Consider the following 21,122-nt stretch of genomic DNA (forward strand, 5'->3'; position numbering starts at 1 on the left):
ATTAAATTAATACTGCCTGCTTCTCCCACGCAACTATGCGATGAGGATCTACCAATGCCCCCGAGTTCTGTTTTCCCCAGACTGAAATCCCAACCTCTGCTTCAACTGCTTCTACTGTTGTAAACACAAATTCAAATGCGTCCAAGTCGGCAAAATAGTTCTTAGTTAAAACTTGATTAGGTGCTAGATTTACTGTTTCATTCACATACATCGTTCTTGATCCGTTAAGAAGGAAACCTTGAATAACTAGATTATAAGGATTAAGAGAATCCCGATTAACTACTTTTACGGTTACCAGTTGCGACGGTCTGACCCCTAGGATCGGGCTGTTATCTATAGGTCCAGTAGAAAAAATAGCCATGTTTTATTCACTCCTCCCTTCCACTACAAATTGAAAGATTAGTGGCTCCGTATAGTAATATTCCTTGGCTTGAGTTAGCGTGTGGACTGTTGTGCAAAGGAACAGCTAGTCCTATAACAAGACAGCCTTCTTTTTCCAAATTTATAATCTACTAAACTGATAATCTAACAACAAAGAGCAACCAAGATTGTTAAGAAGCTAACCACTATTGCTTTTTATGAAATATTAGGTATACTGGTAAAAATTAATTAAGCATCGATGAGCGGGAGAGTAATTAACGAGATCTAGTCCTCAGCGAACCGGGAGAGTGTAAGCCGGTACAGATCCCTTTAATGAAGCGCACCCGTGAGATGGACTTCTGAACCTTAGTAGGAAGTCCCGGCTGAAGGCCGTTATCCCGTAAGGTGGCTGAACAACTTGTTCAGCAACGAGAGTGGTACCGCGAGCGCTAAAGCCCTCGTCTCTTTTGAGACGAGGGCTTTTTTGTATTTTCAAAGGAGGGTATACCATGTTAAATCAAATCATCAAAGACGGAATCGAGCACAGTGTACAACGTGTATTCAATACCTTAGGAGCTGACTATCCAGAGGACATTGCCATTCTGATCGAACAGCCAGCAAATCTAGAACATGGTGATTATTCATGCAATATCGCTATGCAGCTAGCCAAAACTTTACGAAAATCCCCAATGGTCATAGCAGAATTAGTGAAAGCAGAACTTCAATTCCAAGGGCGCTTCGCCGGTCTTTTACAAAAAGTTGAAGTCGCTGCTCCCGGATTTATCAATTTGTATATGAATTGGCAAAGCTGGGCTGAACATTCCTTTGAACTGCCTGCCAGCACTGGCGAAAAAGTCATCATCGAGCACACTTCTATCAACCCCAACAAAGCCGCTCACGTAGGTCATCTAAGAAACGCCTGTATCGGCGATACTCTAGTCAGAATTATGAAAAGAACTGGGTATAACGTAGAGGTCCATAACTACATTGATGATCTCGGCAATCAGCTGGCGGATACAGTTGTTGGATTATTAAATATACCTTTAGAAGGGGAACACCAACGTTTCGGTGATTTTTGCTGGGATCTTTATGCCAAAGTGAACAAAGAATATGCGCTGAACCCAGAGATGACACACAAGCGCACTGATATACTCCACTCACTTGAACTAGGGGGCGGTAACGAAGCCTGGCTGGGCAACCTTGTAGCTGAACGCATCGTTAGAGAGCATGTAGAGGAAATGAAACATTTTGGGATTTATTATGATTTGCTGGTATGGGAGAGCAGTATTTTAAAAGAGGGATTTTGGGCAGCCGCAGCTGAGCTACTGAAGCAGACAGCCGTTTTTGTACAAGAGACTGAAGGTAAACTCGCAGGCTGCTGGGTGCTGAAGCAAGGAACAGAGGCTAACATTGGAGCGGATTCAGAGGAGCATCAGCTCGATAAGGTGCTGGTGCGTTCGAATGGGATTTTAACGTATACAGCCAAAGATATTGCCTATCATCTCTGGAAATTTGGTCTTTTGACCAAAGATTTTTCCTATAGCGAATTCTCGTCCGGTTTATGGACAACTGGATTAACTGGAACCCAAGAATCTTATGGGCAGGCGGACAGAGTCATCAATGTGATCGATTACAGACAGGAATATCCACAACAGATGGTTAAGCAAGCCTTAGGGGCACTAGGTTATAACGAGCAAGCAGACAAACTCCATCATGTGAGCTATGGTGTTGTATCTCTTAGTCCCGCTTCGGCGGCCGAGCTGGGTATAGATATTTCAGAAGGCAAATCTTCTTATGCTATGTCCGGACGTCAGGGAATCGGGATTAAGTTAAGCGATCTGGTGGAGCTTATGGAACAGAACATTGAGCACTCACGTTCCGATAAAGACGGCCTCTCCAGCCGATTGATTGCCACTGCTGCGATTCGCTACTATCTGCTACGGTTTAATTTAGGAACGGAAATCGTGTTTGATTTCAAACAGGCTACCGAAATATCCGGCAATACCGGAGTTTATCTGATGTATACTTTTGCGCGTGCGACAAGCGTTTTGAGTAAAGCTACGATCCCAATCCTTACAGCTGCCGCACAGCTTCAGTTCCCTTCCGAATTGGAAAAAGCAGAGCTTGCGCTGCTAAGACAGCTAAGCCTCTGGCCCGAGATATTACATTCAGCAAGTATAGAGTTAACGCCAAATACGCTCTGCACTTACGCACATACCTTAGCTACACTGTTCAACAACTTCTATTCTGCATGTCCGATTCTAAAAGGCGATCCAGCTACGATCGAATTCCGCCTCTGGCTCACTTCAAGATTCAAGGACATCTTGGGAGATGTGCTCGAAGTGCTTGGGTTACCGACACCGAGCCGAATGTAAAAAACACAAAAAAGGCAATCTCCGCGCTTAACGCGGAGATTGCCCTTCTATATATATGTTACTTATAAATCTCTATCACATTTCCAGCTTCCGTGCTGAGACGATCAAAGTCCGCACGTTTGATGCGAACACCACCACTACGATAGCGGTTAGGTGTACCTTCTGTTTGCACTTCCGTACCGTTGATAGTAATTTGACTAATCTCACGACCTGTAAGGTGATAGATAAAGTCTACCTTAGTGCCTGCATATTCAAAACTAAAGTGCATTCCATCCAGCGATTCCGGCAGAATAGGGTCAACAATTAAGTCTCCACCTTCCGTACGGATCCCCAGTGCATTCGAGATTAACTGGTTCATATAGATCCCAGGACCGCTGGAATAGATTCTCCAGCCACCTTTAACAGCTACGTCACCATTGCGCAGTTTATCGAAATTCTCCTGTGCCTCATAACGGGTGTTAAATTTACCATCCGAGCTACTGAAATAGGAGTTAGCTTGACGTAGTTCAGCGTTTGGCACCACATCGCGGATTCCGATCGGATTAATCGCTGCCAGACCCTTCCAGACCTGATCGGTTTTACCGAGCTTAGCCATAGCCTCTACATAACGGATATGTGCATGCACATACTGAAGTCCAATTTCCCGGCCAAAGTTAGCCGCTTGCTCCGCACGTTTGAAATGAGTGCTGACCCCGCCAACATATTGAGCTGGACGATTCATCAGACGCACACCGTCAGGGCAGAATAGTTTATCCTGAATGACATCATAGTGTGCTTCGGCCTGTTCCGGAGTAAGCAGCTCACTGATCATACTGCGCGTCATAGGCAGCAGACGGTACTGAATACCTGTTTCTGTGTCACTTGGGTGCACCATAAGTTTAATTTGCTCAGGGTCTTCCATATACAGGAAGCCAGGAATCACTTCGGATTGAAGCATATGAGTATGGAAATCCTTACGGATCCCTTCCACCATCGCCTTCAGTTCCTCTGCCTCAGCTTGATCAACTGAACGAAGTACCTCTGAGAACTGATTAAGTGTCTGATAGGTAAGTGCCACTGTCCAACTGCTGACCATATACTGCTTCAGCTGTGGATTTGCAGGCTGGAGCGTATCATCCCAGTCTCCATCACCGTAAGAAGACAGATGTGTGTCATGCAGGAAATGATCCTTAATATAAGCAATTTCCTTCCGTGCGTGATCCAGCAACGTCGCCTTTTCTTCTGTAAAGTCAAAGCTGTGCTTACGGGTATACGGTACTGTTGCTCCCAAAATGCTGTAATCCTGAGTTACTGCCAAGTAGTCTCCAAGCACCTTAAGCGGCCATACAATAATATCTCCATGACTTTCTTCTTGTTGTATCTTCGTGTATTTATCAAACATGAACCACTGTGGCCAGTTGCCATCATCTTCATATTGATGACTATACAGCGTCAGCAAAATTTCCCGAACCTGTTCGTATTTTTGCGTAGCCATGAAATATTCCACAGGTCCCTGACATACATCCCGGGTTCCCCAAGCAGCGCCACCATATTGCTCTAAACCATGTGGAACCGAATAGTGAACCAGCATGTTATGTGTGTACCACCAAGTCAGAGCGTTAACCTTAAACAGTTCACCTTCTGTTCCGTCCCCAAGCGTCAGGCGGAAGCCATTCATCACACCAGCATAAAACGCGCGATAAGCAGAAATTTCTTCCTCAGCTGAACGATTTCTTGGAGCAAGTGACTTACCATCCAGAAGCCCTTGAATATTCAAGGTCCATTCACTGCTGGCAGACAGCTCCAGAACTGCTAACGGCGCTTCAGTTGGTTGAACAGGAGAGACAAGTCTACCTTCATCCTGCAGAGTTAACACCGCACCCTGTACCTGTAATTTATACTGTAAGTCAGGATATTCACCAGCACTTAGTGCGCTTCTGTCAGCGGAGAAGATTACTGCTCCACTTTCTTGCTTAGATTGATATGGAAGCTCGTATTCATTAACGTTCATGGTGATTTGATTAGTGACTAAATAACGATAAGCTCGTCCGCTTTCCGAACGCACATTCAGGAATATCTCTGGCGAATCTTCGGTGGTGTAGTTCGTAATAATGAAGCATTCACCATCTGTTCTGTAATACCAACGAGCATAGTTGAAACCAACCTCAAATAGAGAAGGCATGGTCAGCAAACGATATTCACCGTTCCACTCTACATAAATGCGTTGTCCTGAAGCTTTTGGAATGTTAAGCGCATTTCTTGGATTGGACATTAGCTTGTTGAAATTGGTATTTCCAATTACCACTTGGGAGTTAAAGATCCCGTACATATAAGAAGTTGTTGTGATGACCTTATCATTAAGTCGAGCGTTATCCCCACTCATCAGGATATGGCCGTGTGGCCGTTCTACGCGCATTTCTTTCTCTTTTAATACTACGTGCTCATAATTCTCAGTGAAAAAGGAAAGTAGTGTGTCTCCTTCTCTCTCCTCCTGATAACGAACCGGAAACAAGACCTCGATCTCTTTCTCTGTCAGCGAATCTGCAGCCAGCGGTGCTCCCAGCTCCTTCGAGAAGAAAGAACGTTCAAGTGCTGCTTCAGCTTCTAAAGGTAAATCTTTAACAGCATCCCAAGCCGCAGCAATATCATTAGCAAATTCTAGCGCAGTGATCGCTTCTGGATGATCTTGCTTAAACAATCCGTAGAACACAAACCGTGTTTCCCCGCTCAGCTTCACCCGTTCCGATTGCAGCGCAGTATATGCGAATTCATATTGATAGATTTCATTACTTAATTGCTCACGACCCAAGCTCTCTGGTTGGTTGGTTTCTTTATAGGACAGTCCAAAGAATTGAAAACCGTCTGTTGAGAAGCTTGTTGCCTTGGTAAGTGAACCCTGTTGCAGATATGGGAATTTCCCGCCCTGCGGCTGATTCTGTCTAGAGCAAACAACGTACCCGTTGGATTGATCCTCAAATACCGCATGATCGATATACTGTGACAGGTAAGCTTCATTACTGCGGACAGCAGCGATATCAGCAATCCCTACATCCTGTCCGTACACGAGATCTACCTCTGCATTTTGTCCAGTAAGCTTCACATCCCAGAACCAAGCTCCTCCTGCAGTAGGGGTGAAAATAACTTGATATTCAATATTTTCCGCAGTACCTTCCCAAACCAAACGGTTTCCAGCCTTACGTACAGTGCTTGAAGAATGAATGCCCAGCAAAGGAATGGCTTGAATGTTTCCATCATTGTGCACTCGCAAATATAGATTGGATAATGAACCATCCACAATGCTTGGCAGCAATTGATTGATCATTGTCCGTTCGTAGAGGACTTGGAACAAGTCCCCGCTGTTTGTAAAAGTGAAGGATAGATCCCCGGCGTTTAAACGGATGTTAGTATTCAAATTAGTAGTCATATTATACACTTCCTCCATTACGGCGTTACTGCCGCATATATTCTACTTATGCTAATGTTAAGCAAAAATCCCGTTCTTTAACCTCATTGCTGTTCGAACCGACGAATAATTTAAATCGTCCCGGATCGCTGCTAAAGCTTAGATCGCTATGATAGTAACGAAGCTGCTGTTCGGTAAGTGTAAAGGTCACTTCACGACTTTCCCCTGGTGAGAGGTTGATTTTGGCAAAATCCTTCAGTTCCTTCATCGGTCTGACGACCTCTCCGGAAATGTCTCGGATATACAGCTGCACTACCTCTTCCCCATCTACTTCTCCAGTATTGGTCACCGTAACTTTTATTTCAATAGGCTGATTTTCAGTCATAATTTCACCGGACAGAATTGGTTCACTATAGCTAAATGACGTATAGCTCAGTCCAAAACCAAATGGCAAAAGCGGCTCATTAGGAATATCCAGGTATTGCGAGACATAACGTTTGTCGGCACCCGGAGCATGAAGTGGGCGTCCAGTGTTGAAATGATTGTAATAGACTGGAATCTGCCCAACGGATACCGGGAAAGACATCGTTAATCTTCCTGAAGGATTCTCATCTCCATAAAGTAGACTGGCAATTGCCGCTCCGCCTTCACTGCCCGGGAACCAAGCTTCCAGAATAGCATCTGCATGCTCGTACACACCGGCCAAGTCTAGTGGACGTCCATTAAACAACACCACCACGATAGGCTTATTCAGCTGTTTCAGACGTTGTAAAAGCTCAAGCTGCGCTTCCGGCAAACGGATATCTGAACGGCTGCCCGCTTCTCCACTCATCTCTGAATGTTCACCAAGCGCCAGTACAATCACATCAGCTTGCTTAGCAGCCGCTTCCGCCTCCAGCCACTGTTCCTCTGTAAAGCTATCGACTCCAGAACCTTCTGCAACAGTAATCTTACCCGCACCTGCGCGAGCTTGAAGTGCTGGTGCAAGACGGCTTGCCTCTTCCGTTGAACCCAACCACGACCACGGTCCAAGAATATCTCCGCTTGTAGCAAACGGTCCAATTAGCGCAATCCGTTGCTCTGCAGCAAGCGGCAGAACCTGATCATTCTTGAGCAGTACGCAGGATTTAGCCGCCAACTCACGCGCCGCATTTCGATGATCTTCACAGAAGATTACCTCACGCTCTTTCTCGACGTCAGCTCCGCGGAACGGATGCTCGAACAAGCCCAATCTTTGCTTCAATTTCAAAATACGAAGCACAGCTTCATCAATAATCTTCTCATCTACTTGTCCATCTGCAACAAGTGCCGGAAGCTGATGAACGTAACAAGCCGTCATCATCTCGATGTCTACACCAGCTTTGATGGCTTTAAGTGCTGCCTCAGCCTCATCCTCAGCGACACCGTGTGGGATCAGTTCCTTCACTGCACCCCAATCCGAAATCAATACGCCATCAAATCCCCATTCTTCACGAAGCAGCTGGCGAAGCAGCTTGACGTTGCCGCTTATCGGAATCCCATCAATCGTATTAAATGAAGTCATGACCATCTCTGCACCTTCATCCAGTGCTGCACGATAGGCCGGCAGATAATATTCACGCAGCTGCCGTTCCGATAAATCCACCGTATTATAATCACGACCGCCTTCGGATAGACCATAGGCAGCAAAGTGCTTAATACAAGCCGCCAGACGATCTACATCACCAGTCAAGTCGCTTCCTTGAAATCCGCGCACAAACGCACGGGCAAACCTACCATTCAAATATGGATCTTCTCCTGTAGATTCCATTACTCTTCCCCAACGTGGGTCCCGTACAAGATCCGCCATTGGCGCATAAGTAACGTGCACACCGGAGACTGCCGCTTCTTTAGCCGCAATCTCGGCGCTCAGCTCTGCGCGATCCATATCCCAAGAGCAGCCAATTGCCAGCGGGACCGGAAAAATCGTCTTGAAGCCATGCACAATATCCGCCATCATCAGCAAGGGAATGCCCAATCTATTTTTGCGTAAATGGGCTTCCTGAACCGCAATGACTTGCGCTGCACCTGATAGACCAAGTACAGAGCCGCTGCTCTCGATCATGTGGTCCGTAATTCCCATGGATGCCATAGGGCCAGTGATTTGTCCTCCATCCTCTGCCCCTTCATAGAAATTAGCGGCTAGCTGCTGCAATTGTGCAATCTTTTCTTCAAGCGTCATCTGGTTCAACAAGGTAGTCAGTTGCTGCTCATTCATTTCAAATCCTCCATTGTTCAATTCTGCCGATGCCTATGAATGGAAAAACCCGTGTGCAAGAATTGCACGCGGGTCCTGTAGGTTCATTCCTACATGCATAGGGCGAAAGCTATTTTTTTAGATTGTTTAGTTCATCTAGAACCGGCTGAACGAGGGATTGTTTGCTCTTAACCCATTCTTTCCAGTTCGCCTCTAGATCGCCTGGTTTCAAAATCAGGTTAGTGTATTCTGTAGCATAGTCAAAGGAAGCCTGATTTTTAGCCTTGGAATCATACAACTGGTAGTCCCAGTCATATTCAGCCGTTGCTTTGTCTTTTAACGCAAGCTCAGCTTTTTCCTTGAACAGTTCTACAGAACGATCGCGATATTCTTTTTTGATCGCAGGGTTCACGACACTAAAGTCATCCGCCAAGACATACAGTCCTTCAAAACGGTTCGGATATTTCTTATCCAATGTTGTTCCTTCAGGGAGTAGGCTGATTAATTCGCCATTTTCGCCTTTTTTCCAGTCTGTTCCTTCAAAGCCCAAGTTAACGGTCAATTGACCTTCTTTACTTGTTGTATATTCCATGAAGTCCATAATCCGTTCAAATTTCTCTTTGCTAATATCTGGCGAGAAGATTACAGCAGACCAGAAGTTAACTTGATCGAGGTTACGATATTTACCGTCATCGCCAAGTACAATAGCTGTGTGTACTAGGTCATCACTATTTACACCTAGGTTATCTTTCATTTTAACGTCCATGTCTTTTCTGTAAGAAGCCAAACCACCTAGACTCGTAATACCGGAAACACCGTTAACTGTGAACTTTTGGCCAGATTCACCATTTTTCCAAGTATAAAACTCAGGGTGCAGTAATCCTTCTTTATAAGTAGTTTGAAGTTCTTTCAGTGCCGCTAACGTTTCATCGTTGGCTGGACCCCATTGGTATTTGCCATCTGCATCTTTATAGAATGCTGACTCTACTCTGGAATGCACGCTATTAGCCATTACAATATTAGTCAAAGCATCGTTGATGTCATAAGAAATAGGAATGAGTTTATCTCCTACCTTGCCAGGGTCTTTCTCTTTAAGCAATCTAGCAAATTCCATCAGTTCTGTAGTAGTGTAGGCATCCTTCAATTCAAAACCAACGGCTTTAGCCCAGTCAGAACGCAGAGCAATTACTCCGATTTGGTTAATGAGCGGATCTGCCGGCTTGTTCTCAAAGTATACCGGTCTTGGCAGAACATAAGTGCCACCTACCGCTTTCTCCAATTCATCGCCAAGTCCTGTCAGCTTATAAGCGGCTGCCACATTCGGCCAGCGTTCTTTCCAGTCATCTGGCAGCTTGTACAGCAGCCCTTGATCAATGTAATTAAGCGCATCACCGTGAACATAGTTCCAGCTTGCTACGTCAGGAAGATCACCAGAGTTAATCCATAGGCGAAGCTTCTCAGCCCATGAATCCCATTCAATATAGTTGTAATCCCATTTAATATTGAACTTATCCGTAAAATATTTATGATACACGTTATCAAAATCAGATTCTGTTGTCTTAATGGTACTGGCTAACGAAATCTTCAACTCATCTTTATATCCATCTGTTGGATTGCCTGAATTTCCGCTATTAGCATTGTTGTCTGAGCTTGAGCATGCTGCCAACATGATTGGAGTAAGACATAAAACACCGGCAAGGATTGACTTTACAGATTTTCTTTTTAAAATATTCATTTTGTCCTCCTTAAATTGTGTGACTGACCCTCTTTTATATGGATAAATCATAAACCACTAGGTCTTGATAGCCCCTGTAAGTACCCCTTTGGCAAAGTGCTTTTGGAGCATTGGGAAGAAACACATAATAGGAACCATGGTAACGAATACTGCCGCCATTTTCATACCCATGGAGAATGATTGTTTACCCACTGCGTCAACACTTGTGGCATTCGATGCATTCACTTGGGCTTCCATAATGATAGATCGCAACACGTTCTGCAGTGGCATCTGATCCGCTTTCCGCAGGAAGATCATGGCGTCATACCATCCATTCCAGAAGGCTACTCCGTAGAACAGTGTGATGGTAGCTACGATTGGAGCAGATAATGGCAGGACTACAGAGAATAGGATTCTCCATTCCCCAGCACCATCAAGTCGCGCAGATTCCATCAGGGACTCAGGCAGACTGCTAAAATAGTTCGACATCAGAATCAGGTTAAACGCACTGAAGCTTCCAGCCAGAATAACTGACCAAAGGTTGCCTGTCAGATGCAGATCCTTCATCACCAGGTACAAAGGTACAATCCCGCCATTAAAAATCATTGTGAACAGGACAAGCATAAAAATCAGCTTTTTACCCGGGAATTTATTGCGGCTAAGGCCGTAAGCCATACTTGTCGTCAAGAACAAGCTAAGCGGGAGTCCTAAGATTAAGATCTTAAAGGTATTCCAATACCCTGTCCCGATCCGCCCATCAGCAAAGAGTGCCCGATAGGATTCCAGTGTTGGGTTCTTCGGAAATAACATCATAGGGTTATCAGCGTATTCTTTTTGCGTAGAAAAAGAAATCATAATGACATTCCAGAATGGAATAAGAATGGCCAAAGCGCCTACACTCAGAATTACGAAAATCACATAATCCATAGCGGTCATTTTTTTATGGTCTTGCATAATTGTCAGCTTTTTTTTACTCATACATTTGCACTCCTTTCTTACCGGAATAAACCGTCTCCGCCCATAAGTTTGGCAGCTCTGTCTGCCAGAATCAGCAGAATCATATTAACAAGTGAACGGAACAAACTGACTGCAGTGGAGAATGAAAAGTCTGTTGAAGACTGGAACGTGATTCGGTAGATATACACATCTAGTACTTCCGAGACGTTTTTCGTTGCAGCGTTGCTCAAGTTAAAGATTTGGTCAAATCCAGATGACATCAGGCCACCGACAGAAAGGATAAACATAATCGTAATCGTCGGAAGAATGTTAGGCAGAGTAATGCGGAACATTTGCTGCAAGCGTGTAGCACCATCAATCTGTGCGGATTCATATTGGTCTGTATCAATACCAGAGATAGCGGCCATAAAGATAATGGCTCCCCAACCTGCTGATTTCCAGATATCCGTAAGATACAACATCGGAACGAACATTTTTTCAGAACCTAGGAAGTTAATGCCTGTCCCGCCAAACATTTGAATGAGGCTGTTAACCAGACCATCATAGGAAAGTACATTGATAACAACCCCGGATACTACGATCCATGACAGGAAGTTCGGAAATGTAAACACCGTCTGTAAAGCTTTTTTGTAACGATTCATGCGCAGTTCATTCAGCAGCAATGCCAATATGATTGGAAAAGGGAACTGAATAATCAGCTTACCGATGTTAATGGTTAACGTTCTCCATACGGCGTCAATAAAAGCTGGGTCACGGAACACATAGGTGAAATTCTCGAATCCGCTCCATGGGCTGCCCCAAATTCCTAAGTTCGCTTTAAAATCTTTAAAAGCCAGAGATAGACCACCCATCGGCAGATAAGCGAATAGGAAAAGCCACACTAGTCCAGGAAGCACCAGAGTATAGACCATTCTGTTCTTCCAGACTTCTCTTAGGAACAGTTGGAATCTGCTGTCGTTCATTTTTTTAGCCGGTATTGCAACTTCGGATTTCAATTTGCATCTCCTCACTCTGCTTATGTCTTTTAGTTGTACAAGAAATCAAAGGTTGTCTTCAGATGTTCCTCCCAGAATCGCCATTCATGAGTTCCAGAGGTCTCAACATACTGAAATTCATAAGGGGTCGTCTCCAGATAAGCTGCGAATTCCCGATTCATCTCCACAAACGGATCTTTCGAACCACAGCAAGTCAGAATCGAAGGCAGGTTACGTTTATCGTCGACCAATTTAGCGGCTAAAGCGTACAGATCCTGATCCGGCTTAATTTGTAAGCGTTTTCCAAAAGTACCCGCCATCTCCCTCGCCATGTCCTTGGACATTTGCGGATCGTTTAATCGTTTCTGGAGATCGGTAACTCCTGATAACGAAACCACTTTGCTGTAACGCTCGGGATAGGTAAGTGCACATTTCAGAGCGCCATACCCGCCCATCGATAAACCAGCGATATACGTCTTCTGCGGATTATCATCCAACCTCATCATTCGGCCACAAAGCTCGGGAAGCTCATGGGTCACATAGTGGAAGTAATCCAGTCCGTACTCCATGTCTGTATAATAGCTCCTGTTTACTTGGGGCATTATGACTGTACAACCATATTGACTTGCATACTGCTCAATAGTAGTCATCCTGTGCCATGTACTGGCGTTATCACCAGCACCATGCAGCAGGTAGAGCGTTCCTCCAGACATGTTGCCTGAATCGACGGGGGAGATAATACTGATGGTCGTTGTCATTCTCAAGGTAGGAGAGCCTGTCTCAACTGTTAATAATGCCATGAGTTATCTCCTTTTCGTTCTTATTCATTTGTTTATTTTCTTGCAAGATCCCCGCTTAACCAGTACAGATTCGAATACCATATGTTTGTTTTGCGAATCACCTGTGATCAGGTCAAACAAAATTTCAACACTGGCCTTCGCCATATCCACTCCGGGTTGGCTGATCGTATCCAGAGATGGATGATAATATTCTGCCATTTCAATCCCGTCGAATCCGATAATCGAAACATCATTTGGAATTGATAAGCCCAAGGACAATAACGCCTTAGCCGCCCCAATGGCAATCGTATCTGATGCAGCAAAAACAGCAGTGATATCTTTTTTCTTATTGAGCAGACGTTTGGTAGCTGTAAAGCCTGAGCTCGGACTATATTCACAGTCCTCTACCATTGAAGGGTCGTACTCAATTCCATGCTCCTCAAGCGCCTTGATATATCCCATAAGCCGCCGGTTACCTGTTGTATTTTGCACCAGAGGAAATCTGGCTAAAAAACAGATATTGCGATGTCCTAATGAGATTAAATAGCTGACAGCCTTATAAGATTCCTGAAGATCATCAATGATCACGCTTGAAAAAACAGCAGGATCGACTTCTTTTGTAGTCGTGATGGTAGTCAGAACAAATGGAATTTTTAATTGTTTGAATTTATCTTCGGAGTGATCATACGTTCCGCCCATAAAAACTACGCCATATAGATTTTTTTCTTTTACAAGCTGTAGAGCGATATCGATCTCGTCTACTCCATCTTCTACATGCTGGATCATTAGCGGACATCCCCGCAGGTTCACCTGGCGTTCAACTTCTTTGATCATGTCGGCAAAAAACGGGTTTGAGATCCCTTTTACCATTAGCGCTATGGTATTGGATCGCGTTTTTTTCAAGTTGCTCGCATTACCGTTTGGAATATAGTTATGTTCTCTAACAACCGCCATCACTTTAGCTCTAGTTGTATCGCTTACAACACCGCTATTATTGATTACTCTGGAGACTGTGGCGATACCCACGCCTGATAGCCTTGCAATATCTTTGATATTCATATTTACCTTGCTCCACTCCTATGATGAGTCCCCCCTTCACCCGATGAAAATCAGGTTGTGGAAACGCATGAAATGATGGGAAACGTTTCCCACGACATCATTTTGAGTCCTTAGCGCGTTTTTTCGCTTACTTCGTCCATTATGAACAGGTAATTTTTATAAGTCAACTAAAAAGGCAAAAAAAATTGTGATTCATCACTTTTTATTTGGTTAAAATTACAATAAGTCTATAGTTATTCAATCTATAAATTAGAAATAATTGGTATTTATATATCAAACAATAGTTTTCCTTGTTTTATTGACTTTAAAATAAGAATGGAATACCATCAATTTAGCGATTTTTATCGCAATAACAGAAAACGTTTCCACTCATTTTTCTAGTTTTTCTTTTTGTCACTTCGCTATCCTAGCTAGGAATATCAAGAGAAAGAAGGACTCTTTTTATGTTGAACATGGCTCCATTCGCAGCTAAGGCTCGTGAACGAAACCTGAATATTTTCAATGTTCGTGTGCTTCAAAACGGAAACCTTGTGGGAAAACTGGATCTCACGGAGGATATTCGGCGCTTGCAGCATTCCGTCAGCAAGTCTTTTACTTGTATGGCAGTAGGTCTTGCCATTGATGAAGGGAAGTTGACACTGGAAACAACGCTTAAAGATGTTTTTCCGGAGTATGCCTCTCCTCTTAAACCAACACCTCCATCCATGCAGCCCGGAGATATAACTTTGTTCGATTTGCTGCGAATGAGTACAGGGCACGACTCCCCTCCATTTTGGGCTGAAGAGAGATTAGCCTTGAAGGATAAAAATTGGGTGCAGCATTATTTGGCTCTGACTTTAGACAGAGCTCCCGGAGAGAAATTTACATACAGCAGCGGAGATACCATTATGATCTCTGCAATGGTGCAAGCCCGCGTCGGGCAAACCGTAAAGGATTATCTGGTACCTCGTTTGTTTGCACCTCTGGGCATAAACAATGTCGATTGGGAAACAACACCTCAAGGGGTAACCCTTGGCTGTGCCGGACTTCAGATTAACACGGAAGAGTTAAGCCGGTTTGGACAGCTGCTTTTACAGCAAGGAAAGTGGCAGGGCCAGCAACTAATTCCCGCAGCATGGATCGATTTTGTTACACAAAAACAGATCGATAATGATGGAAACGGCGACTGGGGAGAAGGATACGGCTGTCAATTCTGGCTCTGCTCCCACGACGCTTATCGTGCCGATGGCGCTCATGGACAATTCTGTCTTGTGGTGCCGGACGCTCAAGCAGTCATTGCAATTAACAGCATGGAAGATAACATGCAGGGAATCCTGGATACCGTCTGGGAGGAAATCCGGCCGCTTCTTTAGGAGCGGTCTTTTTTATGACTTGAGGTTAGCGTGCGCATAATGGGTAATTTACATTCTTCGGCGATTAGTACTTAACACCGCCAAGTAACCAGCGCTGTCTCAGGCTGAGGAGGCTTGCGGACCCAGGTGACGTTATTTACTCTTTTATCGCCTTTTGAGCAACGTTTCGGACTCCAGCGCAGCTATTCCTGAGAAAGTGGCTCATTTGGGGCACGTTTGGCACAAATAGCGACGATGAAGTCCGATAACATCGCAAATGTGGCACTTTTCAGCATTTAAGGTCCTCTGGGTCCGATAGCTGCTGCGTGTGTACAATTTAAGTAACTCATCACACCAAGTAACCATTACTTTCTGAGGCTGAGGAGGCTTGCGGACTCAGATGACGCTATTTACTCTTTTATCGCCTTTTGAGCAACGTTTCGGACTCCAGCGCAGCTATTCCTGAGAAAGTAGCTCTTTTGGGGCACGTTTGGCACCAATAGCGACGATGGACTCCGATGACATCGCAAATCCCGCACTTTTCAGCATTTAAGGTCCTCTGGGTCCGATAGCTGCTGCGTATGTGCAAAATAAGTAACTCATCACACCAAGTAATCAGCACTTTCTTTCTCAGATCGAGGAGGCTCGCGGTCTCAGGTGACGTTATTTACTCTTTTATCGCCTTACGAGCAACGTTTCGGACTCCAGCGCAGCTATTCCTGAGAAAGTGGCTCATTTGGGGCACGTTTGGCACCAATAGCGACGATGGAGTCCGATAAAATCGCAAATCCCGCACTTTTCAGCATTTAAGGTCCTCTGGGTCCGATAGCTGCTGCATATGTGCAAATGTGGGCTAGATGATGGAAGTTTGATGTTCAACGATGATAAGTAACTAAACACGCCCAAGCGTTCACACCAATAAATGCTCAAACCGTAAGTCCCCACCGCCTACAAATAGCTCAACCCACCAAGTAACCAGCAATACTTAGACTGAGGAGGCTTGCGGACTCAGATGACGTTATTTACTCTTTTATCGCCTTTTGAGCAACGTTTTGGACTCCAGCGCAGCTATTCCTGAGAAAGTGGCTCATTTGGGGCACGTTTGGCACCAATAGCGACGATGGAGTCCGATAACATCGCAAATGTGGCGCTTTTCAGCATTTAAGGTCATCTGGGTCCGATAGCTGCTGCGTATGTACAAAATAAGTAACTCATCACACCAAGTAACCAGCACTTTCTGAGACTGAGGAGGCACGCGGACTCAGGTGACGTTATTTACTGTTTTATCGCCTTACGAGCAACGTTTCGGACTCCAGTGCAGCTATTCCTGAGAAAGCGACTCATTTGGGGCACGTTTGGCACCAATAGCGACGATGGAGTCCGATAAAATCGCAAATCCCGCACTTTTCAGCATTTAAGGTCCTCTGGGTCCGATAGCTGCTGCGTATGTACAAAATAAGTAACTCATCACACCAAGTAACCAGCACTTTCTGAGACTGAGGAGGCACGCGGACTCAGATGACGTTATTTACTCTTTTATCGCCTTTTGAGCAACGTTTCGGACTCCAGTGCAGCTATTCCTGAGAAAGTAGCTCTTTTGGGGCACGTTTGGCATCAATAGCGACGATGGAGTCCGATAACATCGCAAATCCGCACTTTTCAGCATTTAAGGTCATCTGGGTCCGATAGCTGCTGCGTATGTGCAAAATAAGTAACTCATCACACCAAGTAACCAGTATTTCCTGAGACTGAGGAAGCTCGCGGACTCAGATGACGTTATTTACTCTTTTATCGCCTTTTGAACAACGTTTCGGACTCCAGTGCAGCTATTGCTGAGAAAGTAGCTCATTTGGGGCACGTTTGGCATCAATAGTGACGATGGAGTCCGATGACATCGCAAATGTGGCACTTTTCAGCATTTAAGGACATCTGGGTCCGATAGTTGCTGCGTATGTACAAATGTGGGCTAGATGCTGGAAGTTTGATGTTCAATGATGGTTAGCAGCTCAACACACCAAGTAACCAGCATTACTCAGACCGAGGAGGCTCGCGGACTCAGGTGACGTTATTTACTCATTTATCGCCTTTTGAGAAACGTTTCGGACTCCACAGCAGCTATTCTTGAGAAAGCGGCTCTTTTGGGGCACGTTTGGCACCAATAGCGACGATGGAGTCCGATGACATCGCAAATGTGGCACTTTTCAGCATTTAAGGTCATCTGGGTCCGATAGTTGCTGCGTATGTACAAATGTGGGCTAGATGCTGGAAGTTTGATGTTCAACGGTGAATCGAATTTCGACGTTTAGATCAAGAAGGAAGACAAAGCACCCCGTGTGTGACCTCGAACTAAAACTCGCGCACGCAAAAACAGCCTTCCCGAAGGAAGGCTGTTAATTGACGTCCCGGAAGGGATTCGAACCCCTGACCGTGCGCTTAGAAGGCGCATGCTCTATCCAGCTGAGCTACCGGGACATATAAGAAATAAATACTATGTATTGACGCAACGATATTTATTATACCTTATTCAGCGGATTTTTCAAGTCAAAACAACTTAGAAAAATAATAAAAGTGTTTCCGGTGCAGCTTTTTCACACATCAGCGTAACCACAGGAAATGAAAAAAACGGCATTTCTGCCGTCTTTTTCAGCCATTCCAGTGTGCGTTTTACAAACCTTCGATATTTACTCCAGCTTTCGAAAACGCTTCTCCAGCTGCTTTTTTAAATCCCCAAAAGTGAGTACTTCTCGTTGAAACTTGGAATGCTCATCTTCTGGCGACATGAAGTTACTGCCTGTAAATGCACTCGAGGTCACATCTTGAAAAGCGTCATGCATATTGTTATCAAACCAATCGGTGGAGGTATCAGCATCATTAGTCAGAATACGGACAATCTCATATCCTTCTTCACGCCGATCCTCAACGATATACACCAAAAGCGCAGGATCACTAACAGCACCCGGCAAAACACCCACTTCTGCACAAGGCGCACCATCGTACTCCATCATTCTGCGAATTTTGGCGTCTTTAATATAATACACCTGTCATCCTTCCCTCCTGGCAAATTCCCCTCTCCCCTAGTGTTCGGATAAGGACATACATTTTATGCCTTCCTTCGGCATATATCTGTATTACTTGGCAAAAAAGTAAGGACAACAATCGCACAAAAGAGAGGATGAACCATCATGTGCGGAATAACCGGATTTATCCAGTGGCGCGGAGATCTCACTCAGCACTCGCAGCTGCTGGTCAAAATGACTGAAACTTTAGCAAACCGCGGCCCCGATGCAGCCGGAACCTGGATCTCAGGCCCCTGTGCTTTCGGTCACCGCAGACTTAGCGTTATCGATCCGGAGAACGGTGCCCAGCCCATGATCACCCGCCATGAGGAACAGGTATACGCGATTGTTTACAACGGCGAATTATATAACGCCCTCGAACTCAAACAGGAACTTAAGCAGCGAGGGCATCAATTCCGCACCCAGTGCGATACAGAAGTGCTGCTGCATTCCTATATCGAATGGGGCCCGGATTGCGCAGAGAAGCTCAATGGAATCTTTGCTTTTGCAGTATGGGACGGTCTGCGGGACCAAGTCTTTTTTGCACGTGACCGTTTAGGTGTGAAACCCCTGTTCTACAGCAAGGTTGATGATGTCCTAGTTTTTGGCTCAGAGCCTAAGGCGTTGCTGCAGCATCCCAAGGTACAACCAATCGTGGGTCCTGAAGGTCTCGCAGAAATCTTCATCATCGGTCCAGCGCGTACACCGGGTCATGGTGTTTATAAGGATATGCAAGAGCTTCGTCCAGGTCATGCTATGATCTATAGCCGTGAAGGTCTGCGCAGTTATGCTTATTGGAAGCTGGAGAGCGCAAAGCATACTGACAATGAAGCAGAGACAGCCGCTAAGGTGCGTGAACTGCTCCAAGATACACTCGAACGCCAACTGGTCTCAGACGTCCCTGTTTGCTCTCTTTTGTCGGGAGGGCTGGATTCCAGTGCGCTGACGGCACTTGCAGTGGATTACTACAACCGGAATGGTCAGGGACAAGTGGATACTTATTCCGTAGACTATGTAGATAACGACAAACATTTCAAAAGTCATACTTTCCAGCCGGGAGCAGATGGGCCCTGGATTAAACGAATGGTCGATGAATTGAATACAAATCACCACTACATCTCATTCGATACTCCGGAGCTTGTAGAAGCGCTGGATAATGCTTTGTACACTAGGGATTTACCAGGGATGACCGATGTGGACTCTTCTTTGTACTTATTTTGCCGGGAGATTAAAAAGAACGCGACAGTAGCTATTTCCGGTGAAGCGGCGGATGAGATTTTTGGGGGATACCCTTGGTTCCACCGTGAGGAAATGCTCTCCTCAGGCACTTTTCCTTGGTCAGTTGCTCCGAAAATGCGTGCAAGTCTACTTTCCCCAGAAATTAACGAGTGGATTCGTCCACTGGAATATTTGGGTGACAGATATAGTGATGCGGTGGCTGAAGTTCCGAAGTTGGATGGAGAGACGGGAAAACAAGCACAAATGCGCGTCATGTCCTATCTGAATATCACCCGCTTCATGCCTACTCTGCTAGACCGTAAAGACCGAATGAGCATGGGCGCAGGGCTAGAGGTACGTGTTCCATATTGTGATCACCGACTCGTTCAATATGTATTTAATATTCCGTGGGAAATCAAGAATCTGGGGGGCCGTGAAAAAGGGATTTTACGTAAATCTCTTGAAGGCATTCTTCCAGACGATGTGCTCTACCGCAAAAAAAGCCCTTACCCCAAAACTCATAATCCTGCCTATTTAAATGCGGTACGAACTCAGGTATTAAACATTCTGGATGACTCCACTTCCCCCCTACTTCCGCTAATTGATGCTGCCAAAATCCGTGAGATCGCCGCTTCCCCGGAATCCTCAACCAATCTGCCTTGGTTCGGCCAGCTCATGTCCGGTCCTCAGCTGTTTGCTTACCTCGCCCAAGTGGATCTCTGGCTGCGTAAATATAACGTCTCCATCCAATAAGCACGTAGAGAACTGAGGTAACCGACAAGCCAAACAGCAAGTCCCCGTATCCGGTGGCTTGCTGTTTGGCTTGTATTTGCAATAATTACTCTACGATCTTTAAAAATTAAAGTTGTCCGGGTCCGGGCCAAATCGATGGTCTTTGTTCAAGCCCTCGATAGCTTTGACATCCTCATCACTAAGCGTAAAGTCAAAGAATCCCGCATTCTCCTTGATTCGATCCGCATGTACGGATTTAGGTATCGTAATGACACCTTGCTGCAAATCCCAGCGAAGTACAATTTGAGCAGGGGTCTTGCCATACTTCTCAGCCAACTCTTTTAAGAGCGGTAGATCAAGATTCCCCTGCATTAATGGACTCCATGCTTCAAGCTGAATGCCCTGTTCATTGGCATATTTCAGCAGCTCGCGCTGAGTCAACAGCGGATGGAATTCCACCTGATTCACCACAGGCACCACTCCGGTATCCTCGATGATATCTTTCAGATGATGAACCTGAAAATTGCTCACGCCGATAGATTTGATGAGGCCTTCTTTTTGCAGATGAATTAAGGCCTTCCATGTCTCACGATATTTTCCTGCCACCGGCCAGTGTATGAGATACAGATCTAGATAGTCCAGACCCAGCTTGCGCCGGCTATCCTCGAACGCTTTTAGCGTAGACTCATAACCTTGATCAGGATTTCGTACTTTAGTCGTAATAAACAACTCATCCCGGGCCACTCCACAATCACGAATAGCTTGTCCTACGCCTTCTTCGTTATTGTATCCGGCTGCCGTATCAATACTGCGATATCCTAATTCCACTGCGGTTTTGACCGCATGAATAACCTCTTCGCCATCTTTAGTCTTATACACGCCAAGACCCAGCCACGGCATGGTCACCCCGTCATTTAAAGTAGGACCACCCGAGAACGGTGCATTTAATTCACTCATCGCTTAACCCTCC

13 protein-coding genes, 1 tRNA gene and 1 other annotated feature are annotated in these 21,122 nt (G+C 45.3%); of the genes, 3 read left to right on the top strand and 11 right to left on the bottom strand.

The genetic code is table 11. The annotated features are described in order from the left end of the window. Window position 1: 1 nt before the first annotated feature. Window positions 2-361: a hypothetical protein gene (locus tag NST25_RS25015; protein WP_036687001.1), complete on the bottom strand. Its 360-nt coding sequence runs from the start codon at window positions 359-361 to the stop codon at window positions 2-4. A gap of 249 nt (window positions 362-610) precedes the next feature. Next, window positions 611-829, top strand: a binding site (T-box leader). Between the two features lie 40 nt (window positions 830-869). Here NST25_RS25015 and argS point away from each other — a divergent pair. After that, entirely contained in the window at window positions 870-2,735 is a 1,866-nt protein-coding gene (gene argS, locus NST25_RS25020; protein ID WP_340392712.1) for an arginine--tRNA ligase, read from the top strand. Between the two features lie 58 nt (window positions 2,736-2,793). On the opposite strand, the gene NST25_RS25025 is transcribed toward argS, so the two are convergent. From NST25_RS25025 to NST25_RS25055, 7 genes are all read right to left on the bottom strand, one after another. Continuing rightward, complete coding sequence (locus NST25_RS25025) at window positions 2,794-6,138, bottom strand: cellobiose phosphorylase (RefSeq protein WP_340392714.1); 3,345 nt, start codon at window positions 6,136-6,138, stop codon at window positions 2,794-2,796. Window positions 6,139-6,184: 46 nt separating this feature from the next. After that, the gene (gene bglX, locus NST25_RS25030; RefSeq protein ID WP_076129209.1) at window positions 6,185-8,353 is read right to left on the bottom strand and encodes a beta-glucosidase BglX; all 2,169 of its coding nucleotides are present in this window, start codon (window positions 8,351-8,353) and stop codon (window positions 6,185-6,187) included. Window positions 8,354-8,462: 109 nt separating this feature from the next. Then, on the bottom strand, window positions 8,463-10,067 hold the full coding sequence (locus tag NST25_RS25035) for an extracellular solute-binding protein (protein WP_076129208.1): 1,605 nt from the start codon (window positions 10,065-10,067) through the stop codon (window positions 8,463-8,465). Between the two features lie 57 nt (window positions 10,068-10,124). Beyond that, window positions 10,125-11,024: a carbohydrate ABC transporter permease gene (locus NST25_RS25040; RefSeq protein ID WP_036686985.1), complete on the bottom strand. Its 900-nt coding sequence runs from the start codon at window positions 11,022-11,024 to the stop codon at window positions 10,125-10,127. A gap of 17 nt (window positions 11,025-11,041) precedes the next feature. After that, window positions 11,042-11,965, bottom strand: a complete 924-nt coding sequence (locus NST25_RS25045; RefSeq protein WP_036687012.1) for an ABC transporter permease subunit — start codon at window positions 11,963-11,965, stop codon at window positions 11,042-11,044. Between the two features lie 62 nt (window positions 11,966-12,027). After that, the gene (locus NST25_RS25050; protein ID WP_340033580.1) at window positions 12,028-12,777 is read right to left on the bottom strand and encodes an alpha/beta hydrolase family protein; all 750 of its coding nucleotides are present in this window, start codon (window positions 12,775-12,777) and stop codon (window positions 12,028-12,030) included. Window positions 12,778-12,801: 24 nt separating this feature from the next. Then, the gene (locus tag NST25_RS25055; protein WP_076129206.1) at window positions 12,802-13,815 is read right to left on the bottom strand and encodes a LacI family DNA-binding transcriptional regulator; all 1,014 of its coding nucleotides are present in this window, start codon (window positions 13,813-13,815) and stop codon (window positions 12,802-12,804) included. 443 nt (window positions 13,816-14,258) lie between these two features. Between NST25_RS25055 and NST25_RS25060 the strand changes: the two genes are divergently transcribed. Then, window positions 14,259-15,167: a serine hydrolase gene (locus NST25_RS25060; protein WP_340392717.1), complete on the top strand. Its 909-nt coding sequence runs from the start codon at window positions 14,259-14,261 to the stop codon at window positions 15,165-15,167. Between the two features lie 2,377 nt (window positions 15,168-17,544). Here the strand turns inward: NST25_RS25060 and NST25_RS25065 are convergent. Then, a tRNA-Arg gene (locus NST25_RS25065) sits at window positions 17,545-17,618 on the bottom strand. 209 nt (window positions 17,619-17,827) lie between these two features. Next, on the bottom strand, window positions 17,828-18,184 hold the full coding sequence (locus NST25_RS25070) for a hypothetical protein (protein WP_076305144.1): 357 nt from the start codon (window positions 18,182-18,184) through the stop codon (window positions 17,828-17,830). Between the two features lie 144 nt (window positions 18,185-18,328). Between NST25_RS25070 and asnB the strand changes: the two genes are divergently transcribed. After that, window positions 18,329-20,173 carry an asparagine synthase (glutamine-hydrolyzing) gene (gene asnB, locus NST25_RS25075; RefSeq protein WP_076129204.1) on the top strand — a complete coding sequence of 615 codons (1,845 nt, stop codon included), beginning with the start codon at window positions 18,329-18,331 and terminating at the stop codon, window positions 20,171-20,173. Between the two features lie 99 nt (window positions 20,174-20,272). Here the strand turns inward: asnB and NST25_RS25080 are convergent, their stop codons facing one another. Further along, complete coding sequence (locus NST25_RS25080; protein WP_036686969.1) at window positions 20,273-21,109, bottom strand: aldo/keto reductase; 837 nt, start codon at window positions 21,107-21,109, stop codon at window positions 20,273-20,275. Between the last annotated feature and the right edge of the window lie 13 nt (window positions 21,110-21,122).

Origin of the sequence: Paenibacillus sp. FSL E2-0190, assembly GCF_037992965.1 — a bacterium.
GTDB classification, from domain to species: domain Bacteria; phylum Bacillota; class Bacilli; order Paenibacillales; family Paenibacillaceae; genus Paenibacillus_AQ; species Paenibacillus_AQ odorifer.